The organism is Oerskovia sp. USHLN155 (assembly GCF_037145535.1).
GTDB lineage: Bacteria > Actinomycetota > Actinomycetes > Actinomycetales > Cellulomonadaceae > Oerskovia > Oerskovia rustica.
Window position 1 is genome coordinate 254,980 of the sequence record NZ_JBBCXG010000008.1, and the last position, 15,698, is coordinate 270,677.

The window sequence follows — 15,698 nt, forward strand, 5'->3', positions numbered from 1 at the left end:
CCAACCTGGGCGGGCGGCCGTCTCCTGCCCCACGACGGAGGCACGATGACCGAGGGTGTGGCGCTCGCGCACGACTACGCGACGCAGCGCGGGGGCGCCGAACGGGTGGCCCTGTGGTTGGCCGAGGCCTTCCCCGGCTCGCCGATGTACACGACCCTCTACGACCAGGCGGGCACGTTCCCCGAGTTCTCCCGGCTCGACCTGAGGACGTCCGCGCTCGACCGCGTCGGCGCGCTGCGCCGCCACCACCGGCTCGCGCTGCCCCTCCTCGCCCCCGCGGTCTCGGCGCAGCGGGTCGACGCCGACGTCCTGCTCGCGAGCTCGACGGGCTGGGCCCACGGATACCGTGGAGCACGCCGGACGGTCGTCTACTGCCACGCGCCGGCCCGGTGGCTCTACCAGCGGGACCGCTACCTCGGAGGCCGGGACGGAGCGAGCACCGGGGACCGGCTCCGCAGCGGCGTCGCGTCCGCGGCGCTCGCCGCGCTGAGCCCGGCCCTGCGCGGCTGGGACCGGCGGGCCGCAGGACGCGCCGACGTCTACCTCGCCAACTCGACCGTCACCCAGCGAGCGGTCCGCGAGGCCTACGGCATCGAGGCCGAGATCCTGCCCCCGCCCCCCGCGATGCTGCCCGCCGGGCCCGAGCGCGAGGTCCCCGGGATCGAGCCGGGGTTCCTGCTGTGCGTCGCGCGGCTCCTGCCGTACAAGAACGTCGACGTCCTGGTCGAGGCGGCCCGCCTCGCCGGACGCCACCTCGTGATCGTGGGGGACGGTCCGGACCGGGCACGCCTCGAAGGCCTCGCCGCGCGCGGGCGCCCCGTCTCCGGGAGGTGGGGCACGCCGTCGGGCACGGGCGGCGGGACCACGCTGCTCGGCCGGGTCGACGACCCCGAGCTGCGCTGGCTCTACCGGAGCTGCTCGATGCTCGTCGCCGCCTCGTACGAGGACTACGGGCTGTCCCCGCTCGAGGCGGGTGCGTTCGGGCGGCCTTCCGTGGTCCTGCGGGACGGCGGGTACCTCGACACGGTCGTCGAAGGGGTGACCGGGGCGTTCTTCGACGCCCCCGAGCCCGAGCTCGTCGCGCGGGCAGTCCAGGACGCCTCGGTCGTCCCGTGGGAGGATGACGTCCTGACCTCGCACGTCGAGACCTTCGCGCTCCCGCGCTTCGTCGCGCGGCTCCGCGAGGTCGTCGAAGAGCAACGAGGCCTCGTGCACGCCGGTGCCAGCACCTCAGGGGAGAGGGACTCATGACAGTCCGGGAGTTCGTCCGCACGGTGTGGGCAGGCAAGTACTACGTGCTGGCGGCCGTCCTCGTGGTCGTGGGCGGGGCGTTCGTCTACCTCAACCAGCAGGAGACCGTCTACAAGGCGACCGCGACCGTGCGGCTCGTCGGCGTGCAGTCGGCGCAGGGCGGGGAGCAGGTCGTCGAGGTCACGGTCGACACCGACCTGAGCGACGTCACGTCCGACCCCGTCGTGCAGGCCGCGGCGACCACGCTCGGCTACACGGGCGACCCCGCGACGCTCGCCGCGCAGGTCTCGGCCGACTACCCCGGCGAGAGCCAGAGCCTGATCGCCATCAGTGCGAAGACCCTCGACCCGCAGGAGTCCCAGGACGTCGCCAACGCGTTCGCCGACGCCTACGTCGCCCAGCTCACGGTCCTCCGCGACGCGCAGATCGCGGCGCTCGACGCGAGGCGGCAGGCGCTCGCCGCGCAGCTCGCGGGCGTCACGGCCCGGCTCTCGGTCGTCACGGACGACCCGCTCGCTCTCGCCGAGAAGGAGACCATCGTCACCGACTACACGTCGCTCACGGTCCAGGCGAACACGCTCCGGGCGATCACCGTCCCCGGTGAGGTCGAGACGCCCGCCACGAGCGCCGAGGCGCTGGGGCTGGGGCGGAGCACGGTGCTCGCCCTCGCGGCCCTGGCCGGGCTCGTCGCGGGCATCGGGCTGGCCTTCGCGCGTCGTGGCCTCGACGTCCGGGTGCGTGGTGCGGCCGACGCGGCCCGCCTCGCGCAGACCCCCGTGCTGGCTGAGCTCTACGGTGTCAGGTCGTCGGACCGTGACTACAGCCACTCGCACACTCTGCCCGTCTCGCGCAAGGTCGCCACCCCCTTCACCGAGTCGATCCGCGAGCTCAGGACCGCCGTCCAGGTCTCCCTCGCGGAGGCGGACCGCGTCGTCGTGGTCGTCACGGCCGCGGACCCGCACGCGCCCCGCACGTTCATCGCGGCCAACCTCGCGGCGTCGTTCGCGCTGAGCGGCCGACGGACCATCGCGGTCTCGGGCGACCTCCGCCGCCCTCAGCTCGACCGGGTCCTTCCGCCGCCCGAGGGCTGGTCGGGCGACCCGCACACGCTGCGCCCCACGACCATCCCCAACCTGGGCGTCTTCCCCGTCCCCGAGGAGGAGATGGACCCGGCGGACTTCCTCGCGACGACCCGCGCGGGAACGCTCATCGCCGACCTGAGCGACGACGCCGAGGTGGTCGTGATCGATGCCCCGCCCGTGCTCGCCGCCGCGGACGCGACGATCCTCGGACGCTACGCGACGGGCGTGGTGCTCATCGCCTCCGCGGGAAAGACCGACCGGGCCGTCCTCGCCGAGGCCTCCGAACGACTCCGCATCAACAACGTGCCCCTCGTCGGCATCGCGCTCGCGGGCGTCAAGAGCGACCGGCGCATGCTCTACGCCTCGACCTACGGCGACCCGGACCGTCAGGACGACGGACAGGGCACCCGGTCGGCGGGAGGCGACGCGGTCGCACAGGCTCCCGCGCTCGCCGCCGAGCGCCCCGACGCGGGAACCCCGGGGGACGGCGGCGTCGAGCAGGTCGACGAGCCCCGGCGCGCAGCCCGGGAGCGGGCGGCGGCCGTCGTCACGGACGTCTCGTCCGACGCGCGGACAGGGTCCCGGTCGGCGACCCCCGACGGCGCGGTCGCCGGGCAGGGCGCCGAGCCTGGGGCGACCCCAGCGTCCCGGCGGGACGCGGGCGCCCGACAGGGACCGCTGCTGTCACCGGAGTGGGGAAAGATCACGACCGTTCCCGGAGGGCAGGGCGAGGCGCGTCCCCGCACGGCCCCGGCCCGCAGGAACGACGAGTCGGAGCAGGGCGGTAGCAGCGCAGGGCGCAGGCTGCCATTCCGTTGGTGACGTCCGGGCGCCCGGGCGGATCGCAGCCCGGCCGACCGGTGCGCGTCCTGGTCCTCGACCACACGGGTGAGCTCGGCGGTGCCGAGCTGGCCCTGGTCCGGCTCCTCGAGGTGCTGGGCCCGGACGTCGACGTGCGCGTGCTGCTGTTCTCCGACGGCCCGCTGGTCTCTCGGCTGCGTGCGGCGGGGGCGGTCGTCGAGGTCCTGCCGCTCGACCCCGGGACGGCGTCCACGTCGCGGAGCGCGCTGGGGCGGGCGGGGCTCGCCCAGCTCGTCTCGCTGGCGCGGCTCGTCCCGTTCACGTGGCGGCTCTCGCGCCGGGTTCGCGCGCTGCGGCCGGACGTCGTGCACACGACGTCGCTCAAGGCCGACGTGCTCGGCGTGGTGCCCGCGAGGGTCGCGCGGGCCGCGCTCGTCTGGCACGTCCACGACCGCATCGCCGACGACTACCTCCCGGCGCCGGTCGCGAGGGCTTTCCGCTGGGCCTCGACGCGGTTTCCCCGGGAGGTGGTCGTGAACTCGCAGGCCACGGCCTCGACCCTGCCCGGCCGCTCGACCGTGGCCTACCCGGGGTTCGCGGCCGATCAGGTGCGCACGGACGGGCGCCCGTCGGCCGGTCGGTCGCCGGTCGTGGGCATGGTCGGCAGGATCAGCCCCACGAAGGGGCAGCTCGAGCTCGTGCGCGCGGCGCGCGGCGTGCTGGACGAGCACCCGGACGCGACCTTCCGGGTCGTGGGCGCGCCGAGCTTCGGTGCGCAGGAGTACGCGGAGCAGGTCCGCGCCGAGGCGCTGCGGCTCGGTGTGGCCGAGCGCGTCGTCTGGGCGGGGTTCGTCGTGGACCCGTCGGCAGAGCTCGACGGTTTCGACGTGTGCGTGCACGCCTCTCCCGTCCCCGAGCCGTTCGGCCAGGTCGTGGTCGAGGCGATGGTCCGCGAGGTCCCGGTCGTCGCGACCCGGGCGGGGGGCGTCGTGGAGATCCTCGCGGGGACGCCGGGCGACCCGGCCCCGCTGGGCGAGCTCGTCGAGCCGGGGGACGTCGAGTCGTTGGCCCGGGGGATCTCGGCAGTGCTCGCCGACCCGGAGGCCGCGGCGGACAGGGCGCGCCGCGCCGCGGACGTCGCCCAGGACCGGTTCGCGGCGACGCGCACCGCGGAGGTCGTCAGCGAGGTGTGGCGGCGAGCCGCCAGGCCCGCTCGATGACGTCGCGCATCGCGCGGCCCTGGGTGTCCCACGTGGGGATGTCGTCGTCCTGGTGGGTGTCGGTCGCGGCCGGTGCGGTGAGCGCGTCGCGCACGGCCTGCGGATAGTCCGCGGGCCCGGCGACCGTGACCCGGGGGTCGTCGGCGTCGCGGAAGCCCGCGACCGGGGTCGCGACGACCGGTCGCCCCACGGCCCGGTACTCGTAGAGCTTGAGCGGGTCGAGGCTGTCCGTGAAGTCGTCGACCAGGTGGGGGACGAGGAGCGCGGTCGCGTGCTGGAGGTAGGCGGGCACCTCGGTCCAGGGGCGCGCGCCGAGGAGCCGCACGCCCGCGGCGGTGAGGTCGTCGTACTCCTGGCTCGTCAGGTCGAGCACGGGCCCGACGACCACGACCGTCCCTGCCTCGGCCGTCGTCGTGGCGGTCCGGGCGACCAGGTCGAGGTCGAAGCGGTCGCGGTGGACGGTGCCCAGGTAGAGGGCCACGGGTCCGGCGGGCAGGTCCGCGGGGCGTTCCCTGGGCTGCCGGTAGCGGTCGACGTCGACGCCGTTGGTGAGGAGGGTGACGGCCCGTTCCGCGCCCTTGCTCGCGGCGAGGTGGGGCGAGCACACGGTCACCTCGTCGCACGCCTCGAGGAGGTGCGCCTCGTCCGCGAGGAGCCGACGGCGGATCTCGGGCGGGCGGTCGGCCGCGACCCAGTCGTCGGTCACGTCGTACAGCGACGGCCAGTCGGTGTCCCGGACCAGGGTCGACGCGGCGGGGTCGTTGACCCACAGCACGGGGCGCGTGAGCCCGACCCGGCGCGCGGCGCGGCGCACGAGCGACGCGAGGCGGGCGTCGACCCGGGGATCGACGCGGCGCGGCAGGATCTTGGTGGGCTGGTAGAGCCACAGCTGGTCGGGGCCGACGCCCTCGACGGGCTCCGCTCGCCGGAGCCCGTGCCCGGCCCGGGGGCGGAAGCCGCGGCGGGCCTCGTGCAGCGGGTCGGCGGCGGGCTCGACGAACAGGACCACGAGCGACGGGTCGGCCCGCAGCAGCTCGGTCACGAGGTACTGGTTGCGTCGCCACACGAGGTCCCACGACTCGAGCGAGACGACCACGAGCTCGTGCACCGCAGGGGGAAGGTCTCTCACGGCGTGGGGCTCCGATGCTCGTCGTGCGGGCTGGCCCCCGGCCGGACGACGCCGCGGTACACCGCTGCCGTCCCCTGGACCTGGGCCTCGGGGGTGAAACGGGTCCGCTGGACCGTGCGCGCGGCCTCGCCGAACGCGTCGCGCCGGGACGCGGACCGGGCCAGGGCCGCGAGGTTCTCGCCCGCCCGGTCGACGTCGGTCGACGGGTAGAGGGCGAGCGGGTCGAGCCCGGCGAGCGTCTCCAGGTGGCCACCGGCCCCGGCGGCCACGACCGGCAGCGCGTTGGACATGGCTTCCAGGACGCTGAGTCCGAGGCCCTCGACCGGGCAGGGTGCCAGGAGGACCGCCGCGCGCTGCATGAGGTCGTCGACGTCGGACCGGGCGCCGAGGAACCGGACGTGCCCGGCGAGACCCTCGCGGGCGACGAGGGCCTCGAGGACGGCACGCTGCGAACCGTCGCCCGCGACGAGGAGCTGCCAGCCGTCGTCGTGCAGGCGGGACGCGGCGAAGGCGAGCACGCCCAGGTCGGTGCGCTTCTCGGGTTCGAGGCGCTGGACGAGCAGGACGGCCCGGTCGCGGCCGGCCGCGACCGGGGCGCTGGGGCGGTCGTCGATCCCGGGGTGGACGACGACGCTGTCGCCGTCGACGTGGTCGGCGACGTACCGGCTGATGGAGATCTGCGCGCGCACCGGTCGGCGGGCGACCGCGGCGGTCAGCCCGGTGGCCGGGCCGCTGCCCCGGGTCCGTGCGAAGTGGCGCGTGGCGACGACGGGCGGCATGCGTCGGAGCATCGCGCCCGCGAGCGAGGCCGCGATCTCGGCCGACGTCATGTGAGCGTGCAGGACGTCGGCGCCCGTCGCGGTCGTGCGGATCGTGCGCACGACCTGCGCGAGCGATCCCGCAGGCAGGACCCGCACGGTCGGGTCGTCGACGGTGGCCCGCATGCGGGGCACGTCGCCGCCGACCACGACGACCTGGTCACCGTGCGCGGACTGTGCGCGCGCCAGCCGGGCGACGTGCCGTTCGACGCCCGCGAAGGCGTCGGAGTGCACGACGTGGAGCACTCTCACGTGGTGGGGTCCTTCCGGTGGCGGCCCACGGGCTCGGGCTGGGGGGCGGGGATCGCGGACGGGGTGAGCACCAGGTGCTTCGAGGGACCCGTGGCGTCGATCATCTCCTCGACCGACCGGAGGTCGTCGACGGGCAACGTGTCGCCGGTCTCCTCGCGCGCGGCGCGGCGGGACTCGGCGTAGGCGTCGGCGCCCACGCAGACCCCCACGATGAGGAACGGCACGGACACCTGGACCGAGACCCAGAAGAGGTCGAACTGTCCCTGGATGAAGCGCATGAGGAGCACCGAGAACGCGAGGGTCCCGAAGCGCGGGTTGAGGCGCCACAGCACGACGAGCGAGCCGAAGAACAGCACGATGAACGCGGCGAGCCCGACGATCCCGGCCGACGTGAGCACCTCGAGCTCGGCGTTGGGCGGCTGGAAGGTGTACTCGGTGCGGTTCGCGACCCACCAGCGCAGCCCGACGCCGACCCACGGGCTGCGTTCCCAGACGTCGATGGCCTGCTCGTACCAGGTGAGCCGCTGGTAGGCCGAGTTGAACTGGTCGTTGGTCGCGAGCTGCTCCTGGACGGCGGCCCACACGAAGTACACCGCGGGGATCGCGGCGAGCAGGATGAGCTTGGAGCGCTTGCGGTCGGGGTCCGCGCGCAGGGTGATGAGGACGACGCCGATCGCGAGACCGATCAGGGCCTGGCGCGACTGCGACGCGAGGATCGCGAGGCCGAAGAGCCAGAACGCGGGGTAGGTGAAGGCCTTGGGCCACCCCACCCACCAGGGACGGGCGTAGGCCAGCAGGGCCGCGCTCCCGAGGACGCACCCGACGAAGTTCTTGTGCATGGGGAACGGGATCTGCAGGTACACGGGACCGGTGTTGCCGGCGGCGAGCTGCTGCAGGGCCGTGAAGCACGTCAGGGCCGCGATGATCAGGCACGGGATCATGAACAGCGTCAGGCCGAGCCGCGCGCGCCCCGCCCGGCCCACGGCCCACCCGACGAGCAGTGCGCCGCCGACCGAGAGCCAGGCGTGGAACCACTCGACGGTGTTCGCGGTGTACGGGTTGGCGATGACGGTGAAGAGCGTGGCGACCTGGTAGAACGCCGAGAGCCACAGGAGCGAGCGCATGGGGCGCGAGAGGGGCCGCTGCGTGAAGAAGAGCGCGAACCAGAACGCCCCGAAGAGCGCGAAGTCGCTCAACGAGAGGTTGACGGCGTCACCGCCGACGCGCTGGACGATCACCATCGCGGGCATCGCGAGGATCGGCATGGCGGCCGGCTCGTAGATCGTCATCCCGACGACGAGGACCAGCGCGGCGACCGCGACCGAGATCGCGGTGTACTCGGGCACCAGGAGGCCGATCCCGACCAGGACCACGGCGACCGCGACCGATCCCGCGGCCCAGGCGAGGGACCGGCGGATCACGTCGTGGGGCCCGGGTTGGTGGGGCGGGCGAGCATCTCCGCCTCGGCGGACAGGGGGCCGCGCGCGTACAGCCGGAGCCGGAGCAGGGCCAGGTCGCGTCCGGTGCCCCGGAGCGCGACGGCTCGCGCGGCCGAGCCCGCGAGGACACCCGCGCGTGCCGCGTGCCAGCCCGTCGCGCCGAAGTGCTTGCGCAGGTACCGCTCCTGGGAGGCGTGGAAGTGCGTCTCGCGGCGGGTCGGGTCACCGCTCGTGGCGCCTCCGAGGTGCAGCGCCTGTACCTCGGGCACGGCCAGGTGGCGCCTGCCGAGGAGGGTCGCCCGGTAGGCCCAGTCGGTCTCCTCGGCGTAGAGGAAGAAGCTCTCGTCGAACGGCCCGACCTGCTCGAGCGCGTCGGCCCGGAGCATCAGCACGGACCCGATGACGAACGACCGGTCGGCCGGGGTGCGGCGCAGCGAGCCGAGCCCCACGGCCTCGATCCAGGTCCCGGCCGGGGACGGGTAGGGCCAGACGACGCGCGCGGCCTCGCCGTCGCCGTCCACCTGCGCCGGGCCTACGCTCGCGAGGTCCGGTGCCTCGTGGAGCCGGGCCTGGAGGGTCAGGACGTCCTCGGGGCTCACGACGGCGTCCGGGTTGAGCAGGAGGACGTCCGAGCCGGGGGTCTGGCGGTGGCGCAGCGCGTGGTTGACGCCCGCGGCGAACCCGCCGTTGCGCCCGGGGTCGAGGTAGCGGGCGCCCGCGAGCTCGGCGACCTCCCGGATCTCCGGCAGCGACGAGTTGTCCACGACGGTCAGGGGAAGCTTGCCGACGAGGGGTGCCAGCGCGTCGCGCACCAGGTCGGGGGAGCCGTACGCGACGAGGACCACCTCGGGCGGCAGCCGCCCGCCGCCCGACGGCGGAGCACCGGTTCCCGGGGTGTGCTCGCCGCCTGCACGGGTCGGGTTCCCGGCGGGGGTCGTGGGCGCGGGGTGCGCCGTCGCGTGCTCGTACAGGGCGAGGTAGCGGCGTGCGACCTCGGGCCAGGCGCACGAGGCGGCGCGCGTCAGGCCCTGCGCACGGAGCGCCTCGGCCAGGCCGGGCTCGTCGACGACCCGGACGAGCGCCTCGCGCAGCGCCCCGGCGTCACCGGGGGGCACGAGCAGGCCCGCGCCGCCCACGACGTCGGGCAGGGCGCCCGAGTCGCTCGCCACCACGGGCGTGCCGCACGCCATGGCCTCGACCGCGACCCGACCGAACTGCTCGATCCAGCCAGGGGTGTCGAGGGACGGGACGGCCAGGACGTCGAGCGAACGGTAGAACGCGACCAGGTCGTCGCCCGCGAGCGGTCCGACGAACCGGACCCGGTCGCCCAGCGGCCGTGCCCGGTCGCGGAGCGTGCGGGCCGACGGGCCGTCGCCCGCGAGCGTCACGTGCAGGCGGTCGTCGTCCCGGGCCGCTGCGAGCAGGACGTCCACGCCCTTGTGCGGGGCGAGGCGCCCCGCGTAGCCGACGTGCACCGGCCCCCCGGCCGGCCCGGTCCCGGGGCGACCCGGACCGGGGACGGGTGCGACGCCGTCGGGCAGGAGGGCGGACAGGCCGGGGGAGACGGCCTCGCCCGGGGAGAAGACCGACAGGTCCACGCCCAGCGGGACCACCTCGACCGCGCCCCGCGCGCCCTTCGCGCGGACGATGCGTGCTGCGGCCTCGTTGCAGACCGACACAGCGGCCGCGCCACGCAGGGCCGCGGCCTCGAAGGCACGGAACGGCCAGGGGTAGCGCTTGGGGATGTTCTGCGCCGAGTACAGGACGTAGGGGGGCGCCGGGCGGCGGCGACGTCCCGGCAGGAGGGCGCGGAGCCGTCGCAGAGCCAGGATCTCCGCCGTCGCGAGCGCGAACGGCTCCTCGTGCAGGTCCAGGACGTCCCACCCCTGGCCCAGGGCGCGCCAGAGCGGGCCCGGGGCGTAGACGAACAGCGCGGGGTGCGAACCGAACGTCCGGACGCCCTCGACGGGTTCGCCCGCCCGGGGCGTCAGCTGGACCGTCGTGCCGCCCTCGTCCCACGCCCGCGCCGACAGGAGTCCGACGTCGAGCCCGGTCGCCCGGAGCTCGCGCTCCCGCTCTCGCCACGCGTCGACCACGGCGCTGTGCGAGACGCGGAGGATCCTCATGTGGGAGATTGTCCACCAGCGAGGGGTCCCTGCCCCCGCGATCTCACCGAATTCACCCCGACCGAACCGAGGAGCGCCGTGCCCGACCGAGGTCCTGACGCCGCGGGCGCGACCGTCGCCGAACCGCTCGTGAGCGTCGTCGTCGCCACCAACCGGGGCGGGCCGTTCCTGGCCGAGGCGCTGGCCTCGGTCGCGGCGCAGACGTACCCGCACGTCGAGCTGGTCGTGGTCGACGACGGCTCGCCCGACCCGGCCGTGATCCGCGGCCTCGTCGAGGAGGCTGGCGTCGGGACGGTGCTGCGCCTCGACCCGTCGGGCGTCTCCACCGCGCGCAACACCGGTGTCCGGCACACCCGCGGCGAGCTCCTCGCGTTCCTCGACGACGACGACCGGTGGCATCCCGACCGGCTGCGCCTCGCGGTCGACGCGCTGTCCGCCCGACCCGACGCCGTGATCTCCTACTGCGCGATGCGCACGGTCGACCCGGCGGGCGAGGAGCTCGTGGCCGCCGACCAGCGCCCGGCCCGCGACGCACGGGACGTGGTCCGCGGCCTGACGGGGATCATGCTGCCCAACCTCGTGATCCGCCGCGGTGCCTTCGACGCCGTGGGCGGGTTCGACCCCGCGTACCGGCAGGGCGAGGACCTCGACCTGGTCCTCGCGGCCGCGACGCTCGGGCCGTTCGTCTTCGTCGACGAGGTCCTCGTCGACTACCGGTACCACCCCGGCAACACGACGCGGGCCTACCGCGACCTCGCCGCGGGCATCCGGGTGATCCTGCGCGAGCGGCGCTCGCAGGCCCGCGTGGCTCGCCGGGCGGAAAGCGCGGGCCGGGCCGGCCGTGCCGATCTCGACCCGGCCTACCGTGACCGGCTGCGCGCCAACGACCGCTTCGCCGCGTGGAGCGCCGCCCGGGCCGCGCGGGCCGACCTCTCCGAGCGTCAGGTCCGCGCCGCGCTCGGTCACGTCGCCTGGGCTGCGCGGTTCGCACCGCTCGCGCCCCTCGACTGGGCCCGCGAACGGGGGCGACGGCTCGTCGGCAGGGTGACTGGCAGGACGACAGGCAGGGCGACGGGTGCAGGCCCCGGCGAGACGAACGACTAGGACGCGTCCTGCCGCCAGCTCGGCGGAGGGACGATCGGCGGAGCCGCCGGGACCCGCCCGAACTTCCACCCGGCGCTCCAGCTCAGCCGCCACACCAGGTCGGAGAGATCCCCCGGGCGCCGGATCGTGGACGCCTTGCGGAACGCCTTCCGGACGAACGAACCACCACGGACGGCGAACACCCGGCCGCGCCGGGCGAGCCCCCTGAGGCGGCCCACGACGCCCGCGGGCAGCGTGTCCTCCCCCGGTGCGGAGTCCGCTCGTGCGTGGTCGCCCGTCGGCTCGTCGTCGCCCGTCGTGCGCGGAGCCTGCGCGTACAGCAGCGCGTACCGGTGGCTCAGCCAGCGCTCGCCCGCGCCGTACGCGAAGGACTGCCGGGCGATGTTCCGCAGACCGTCGCGGCGCCGGACGTGCAGCACGATGTCCGGGTCGAACACCAGGTCGTGGCCCGCGAGCTGGACCCGGATGCAGAAGTCGTCGTCCTCCGCGGTCCGGGCCCCCTCGTAGAAGCCCCCGACCTCGTCGAAGACCGCCGTGCGCACGCCCATGTTGCCCGAGCCCGCCGTGACGAACTGCTCCAGCCCGGGCTTGACCGTCAACCGGTCCGTCTGGGCTGTCCACGTGACCGACGACGTCAGGTCGGCGTTGAGCCGGGACCCCTCGAACGGGCCCGCGACGAACTCGTGCTCGGCCAGGGCGCGGTGCATCGCCTCGACCCAGCCGTCCGCGACCATGTCGTCCGCGTCGCAGAACGCCAGGGCCCGCGACCTCGCCTGCGCGACCGCGATGTTGCGGGCCGCGCTGGGTCCGCGACGGGCCGAGGCGTCGACGAGCCGGAGCTCGGGCATGCGACCGGTCCACTCCTGGACGAGCCGACGGGTCCCGTCGCTCGACCCGTTGTCGCTCACGATCACCTCCCAGGGCCACGCGGGACGCTGCGCGAGCAGCGCGCCGAGCTGGACCCCGAGGGTCGCCTCCGCGTCGTACGCCGGGATGATCACCGAGAGCTCCGGGCGGGCCTGCGCACCGGTGGGTGTGCTCATGTCTGACGCATCCTCTCGCGGGCCATGCTCATGACGGGCTGGTACGTCGTCACCAGGTCGTGGGCGGTCACGGTCCGGTAGCCGTCGGCCACGAGACGATCGAGCAGCAGGCCCAGGACCCGGGCCCGGTCGAAGGCCGGGAACACCTCGTCGGCAGCGAGCGTCTCCGGGTCGCCCCGGTCGTCGTGGAGCAGGAGCATGCTCCCGGGGAAGATCGTCGACAGGGCACGCTCGGCGATCCGCTCCTCCTCGTCGTCGACCCAGTCGAACGCGTCGCCCGACCAGATGAGCACGTCCATGCCCAGCCCCGCGATGCCGTGCGCCTGACGGACCGTGTGCGCGCCGTACGGGGGCCGGAACGAGACGAGGGGCGCCGAGACGATCGACTCGACCTCGTCCTTCGCGTCCCGCACGTACCGGACCGCCTCGCTATCGCCCATCGTCAGCAGCGACCGGTGGTCCTGCCCGTGGAGCGCGAGCTCGTGGCCCTCGGCGAGGATCCGGCGGGCGATCTCCGGGTGCGCCCGGACCTGCCGGGCGAGCGCGAAGAACGTCGCGGTCTCGCCGCGTGCGGCGAGCAGGTCGAGCAGGCGAGGCGTGTGCTCGGGGTGCGGGCCGTCGTCGTACGTGATCGACACGACCCGGTCCGACGTGTTGACGCAGAACGTGCCGAGCGCGCGCGTCAGGGCGCGGGGTAGCGGGAGGCGCGTGTACGCGACCTCCGCGAACCCGCCCCCCACGGGCGCTGGCCTGCTCTCGATGTCGCGGCGACGGACCACGATCCCGCGGGGAGCGCGACGGTCCGTGGTGCGGGATCCGCCGGGCAGGGACTCGGACATCGGCTGACCCTCTCTGGTCGTCCGGGACGGGGCCCGCGCCGGACCGGCCGGGCGGGTGGTGCAGATGCTACGGGTGAGACGGGGCGGGCGCGTGCACGTCCCGCCTAGGTGCGGACACCGTCGAGCGCCTCGAGCCTCGCGAGGGCCGCGGGGTCCTCGGCGCTCGCGGCCACGAGCCGGGGCCGGAGGGCGTCGACCGCGTCCTGCAGGCTCACTCCGAGCATGTGGTGGAAGGACCAGTCGTCCTCGGGGTCGAACGCCGGGTCGAGGCTCCGGTCGCGCGGGCGCGGGTCGTTGCCCGTGATGTCCCCCGAGTCGAGGAACGGGATGCCCGGGGTCCGCGGCCCGAAGGTCTCGAAGTCGGTCACGACGGGCCTGCCGTCGAGCATCCAGATGTTGTGCGGCTGCAGGTCGCCGTGCAGGTTGCCCGTGAGGTAGATCTCGAGCAGGACCTCCAGGGTCCACGCCCCCATGTCCACGCGGTCCTCCCGCGAGAGCTGCTGCCCGGCGACGTCGAGCCGGGACTCGTCCGGCAGGCGCGGGACCGTGAACCCGCGGCGGTGCCACCGGACCACGGGCATGCGCCACGGCCGGTCGCCGAAGAGGTCACCCGTGGCCTTCTCGGCGAGGAACGCGTCCTTGCCGACCCGGGTGCGGGCGAAGTACTTCGAGACGGTGGGTCGCCCGCCGGTCGTGGTGTAGACGGTCACCGAGCGGTCGGTGGCCTTGACGAAGGTCGCGCCGACGGGGCTGCCGAAGATGTAGACCATCCGCGCCCGGTCCACGACCCTGCGGACCAGCGAGCGGGGCGGCCCCTCCGCCTGGACGGCAGGCATGCTCATGACGACTCCTCGACTGGTGGTGTGCGGTCGCGGACCCCCACGATCGATCCGGCCACGGTAGCGGTGAGCGCTGCGGCGGGTCCATGGCAGGACGCCGCGGGAGCGGGCGAAATCGGCACGGGCGAGCGTGGCGTCGGTGTCGACGGTCCGCGCCGCGGGCGTGCGCGAGGCCGACCGCGGGCGCGTGCGACGCCTCGTCAGGCCCGGCGGTCCTTGAGCGCGTGGACGGCGGAACGCAGCCGGTGGTACGCGCCCCGCACCACGCGGGACCTGCCCAGGGCCCGTGCCACCGGGCTGCGCTTCGCGGACTGCCACAGCTCGGCCGTCGCGACCTTGAGGGGCGGGTCGGCCATCGGCGTGAGCCGGAAGAGCGCGAGGAACTCGGCGTTGCGGTGCACCGCGGGATCGACGGGCAGCGGCACCGTGAACCCGTGTCCCGCGAGGTACCCGTCGAGCTGGGAGGCCGCGACCTCGTCCTGCGTCAGGGTGCGGGCGACCTGCTCCGGCAGCCCGACGTCGAGAGCGAGCTGCGTGAGCCGCCCGACGTAGGCGGGCTTGACGGCCGGTTTCTGCACCTTGGCGTGGTAGAGCAACGAGAAGAGGTGGTCGTCGTGCCGGGGCACCGCGACCTGGCCGTCCCGCCACTCGCGGCGCGCGAGGATCTCGCGCTGCCACTCGGTGTCGAGGTAGCCGTCGCCCACGTACCGGGTGTCGAAGAAGACCTCCTCGCCCCCGACCAGGGTCCGGAACTGTGCGCCCTCGGGCCCCGGGTACACCTCGGTGGCGTTGAGGACGGCCGCGAGGTCCGTCTGGTCGTCGCACAGCACGTCGATCTCGTGGTCGTCCTCGAGGGAGCCGGGGAGGTCGTCGAAGTTGCGCAGCACGACGTACCGGGAGGTCCAGCGCAGGGTGCGGAACACCTGGTCGAGGCTGTCCCACCCGCGGCTGCCCACGATGTCCTCCGCGAGCACGGACGCGCCCTCGGCCGGCCCCTCCTGCGCGATGATCTCGCGCAGGCGCTCGGGACCCAGGACGAGCGTCGCGTCGCGGAAGAACTCGCGGATGTTGTTGCTCGAGTGGATGCGGTACCCACCCGTGAGCGCGCGGGCCGCGGCCTTGACGCGCGCGACGTTGACGTTGGTGAGCTCGACGTAGCCCGTGACGTTCTGCCGGTAGGAGTAGGCCGGGGCGTGGTCCTCCAGGATCAGCAGGAGGAACGGGCCGGCGCCCACCTCCTCGTGCTTGGGGGACGTGCCCCACAGGGTCTGCCCGTAGAGCCGCTCGAAGTCGTTGACCATCTTCTCGGCGCTCCACCGGACCTCGACCTGCGCGAGGATCGTGAAGTCGGCCGCGACGCGCTCGAGGATCTCGGTCTCGTGCGCCCGGCCCCCGGACCACACGACCAGGAGCTGGAGGTCGCGGTCGTACTGGTGGGCGAACGCGCCGACCTCGGGTGACCACCGGTAGGTCAGGTCCGCGGGGTCGTACGAGGAGACGGGCGTCCGGGCAGGGGGCTCGGTCCGCGCAGGGTCGAGGTCGCTGCCGGGACGGTTCATGGCGCGACAGTAACGCACACCTCGTGCGTGGCGCCGGGCTGCGACGCGCTGGGAGGGGGCTCTCGCCCGGGTGAACTTTGGCGGTCGACCTTCCGCAGGATTCCGCGCCGATGGTTCGATGGGACGTGGTGGCCGCTTCGGGGGTACGTCGCGAGCCGTCGCTCGCCGCGTACGGATCCACCACCAGTGACTCCGG

12 protein-coding genes are annotated in these 15,698 nt (G+C 74.6%); 4 read left to right on the plus strand and 8 right to left on the minus strand.

What is annotated here, in order from left to right; genetic code table 11:
• The first annotated feature begins 45 nt into the window (after positions 1–45).
• Genes WFH32_RS13560 through WFH32_RS13570 form a run of 3 tightly spaced genes read left to right on the plus strand, consistent with a single transcriptional unit; the run spans position 46 to position 4,354 of the window.
• Complete coding sequence (locus WFH32_RS13560) at positions 46–1,251, plus strand: glycosyltransferase (protein ID WP_191795065.1); 1,206 nt, start codon at positions 46–48, stop codon at positions 1,249–1,251.
• Positions 1,248–3,155, plus strand: a complete 1,908-nt coding sequence (locus tag WFH32_RS13565) for a polysaccharide biosynthesis tyrosine autokinase (protein ID WP_336707855.1) — start codon at positions 1,248–1,250, stop codon at positions 3,153–3,155. The genes WFH32_RS13560 and WFH32_RS13565 overlap by 4 nt, the downstream gene beginning before the upstream one ends.
• The gene (locus WFH32_RS13570; protein ID WP_336707857.1) at positions 3,152–4,354 is read left to right on the plus strand and encodes a glycosyltransferase; all 1,203 of its coding nucleotides are present in this window, start codon (positions 3,152–3,154) and stop codon (positions 4,352–4,354) included. The genes WFH32_RS13565 and WFH32_RS13570 overlap by 4 nt, the downstream gene beginning before the upstream one ends.
• Here WFH32_RS13570 and WFH32_RS13575 read toward each other — a convergent pair.
• Genes WFH32_RS13575 through WFH32_RS13590 form a run of 4 tightly spaced genes read right to left on the minus strand, consistent with a single transcriptional unit; the run spans position 4,314 to position 10,118 of the window.
• Positions 4,314–5,483 carry a glycosyltransferase gene (locus WFH32_RS13575; RefSeq protein WP_318243977.1) on the minus strand — a complete coding sequence of 390 codons (1,170 nt, stop codon included), beginning with the start codon at positions 5,481–5,483 and terminating at the stop codon, positions 4,314–4,316. The two genes, WFH32_RS13570 and WFH32_RS13575, sit on opposite strands and share 41 nt — an antisense overlap.
• Entirely contained in the window at positions 5,480–6,553 is a 1,074-nt protein-coding gene (locus WFH32_RS13580; protein WP_336707859.1) for a glycosyltransferase family 4 protein, read from the minus strand. Before WFH32_RS13580 ends, WFH32_RS13575 begins: the two co-directional genes overlap by 4 nt.
• A complete protein-coding gene (locus tag WFH32_RS13585; protein WP_191795069.1) occupies positions 6,550–7,974 on the minus strand; it encodes an O-antigen ligase family protein in 1,425 nt (474 codons plus the stop codon). Before WFH32_RS13585 ends, WFH32_RS13580 begins: the two co-directional genes overlap by 4 nt.
• Entirely contained in the window at positions 7,971–10,118 is a 2,148-nt protein-coding gene (locus WFH32_RS13590; protein ID WP_191795070.1) for a glycosyltransferase, read from the minus strand. The genes WFH32_RS13585 and WFH32_RS13590 overlap by 4 nt, the downstream gene beginning before the upstream one ends.
• 78 nt (positions 10,119–10,196) lie before the next feature.
• On the opposite strand from WFH32_RS13590, the gene WFH32_RS13595 reads away from it, so the two are divergent.
• Positions 10,197–11,222, plus strand: coding sequence for a glycosyltransferase family 2 protein (locus tag WFH32_RS13595; protein WP_191795071.1), 1,026 nt, complete (start codon positions 10,197–10,199; stop codon positions 11,220–11,222).
• On the opposite strand, the gene WFH32_RS13600 is transcribed toward WFH32_RS13595, so the two are convergent.
• The 4 genes from WFH32_RS13600 to WFH32_RS13615 form a co-directional block, all read right to left on the minus strand.
• Complete coding sequence (locus WFH32_RS13600; protein WP_191795072.1) at positions 11,219–12,265, minus strand: glycosyltransferase; 1,047 nt, start codon at positions 12,263–12,265, stop codon at positions 11,219–11,221. The two genes, WFH32_RS13595 and WFH32_RS13600, sit on opposite strands and share 4 nt — an antisense overlap.
• The gene (locus WFH32_RS13605) at positions 12,262–13,104 is read right to left on the minus strand and encodes a polysaccharide deacetylase family protein (protein ID WP_191795073.1); all 843 of its coding nucleotides are present in this window, start codon (positions 13,102–13,104) and stop codon (positions 12,262–12,264) included. Before WFH32_RS13605 ends, WFH32_RS13600 begins: the two co-directional genes overlap by 4 nt.
• Positions 13,105–13,208: 104 nt before the next feature.
• The gene (locus tag WFH32_RS13610) at positions 13,209–13,946 is read right to left on the minus strand and encodes a hypothetical protein (RefSeq protein WP_191795074.1); all 738 of its coding nucleotides are present in this window, start codon (positions 13,944–13,946) and stop codon (positions 13,209–13,211) included.
• A gap of 197 nt (positions 13,947–14,143) precedes the next feature.
• Positions 14,144–15,502 (minus strand): hypothetical protein, encoded by a 1,359-nt coding sequence (locus WFH32_RS13615; protein WP_191795075.1) that lies wholly within the window; start codon positions 15,500–15,502, stop codon positions 14,144–14,146.
• Between the last annotated feature and the right edge of the window lie 196 nt (positions 15,503–15,698).

Excerpts from the sequence above, each read along its gene's own strand:
- WFH32_RS13560 (WP_191795065.1), top strand. The coding sequence starts at position 46 with ATGACCGAGGGTGTGGCGCTCGCGCACGACTACGCGACGCAGCGCGGG.
- WFH32_RS13565 (WP_336707855.1), top strand. The coding sequence starts at position 1,248 with ATGACAGTCCGGGAGTTCGTCCGCACGGTGTGGGCAGGCAAGTACTAC.
- WFH32_RS13590 (WP_191795070.1), bottom strand. The coding sequence starts at position 10,118 with ATGAGGATCCTCCGCGTCTCGCACAGCGCCGTGGTCGACGCGTGGCGA.
- WFH32_RS13600 (WP_191795072.1), bottom strand. The coding sequence starts at position 12,265 with ATGAGCACACCCACCGGTGCGCAGGCCCGCCCGGAGCTCTCGGTGATC.
- WFH32_RS13605 (WP_191795073.1), bottom strand. The coding sequence starts at position 13,104 with ATGTCCGAGTCCCTGCCCGGCGGATCCCGCACCACGGACCGTCGCGCT.
- WFH32_RS13610 (WP_191795074.1), bottom strand. The coding sequence starts at position 13,946 with ATGAGCATGCCTGCCGTCCAGGCGGAGGGGCCGCCCCGCTCGCTGGTC.
- WFH32_RS13615 (WP_191795075.1), bottom strand. The coding sequence starts at position 15,502 with ATGAACCGTCCCGGCAGCGACCTCGACCCTGCGCGGACCGAGCCCCCT.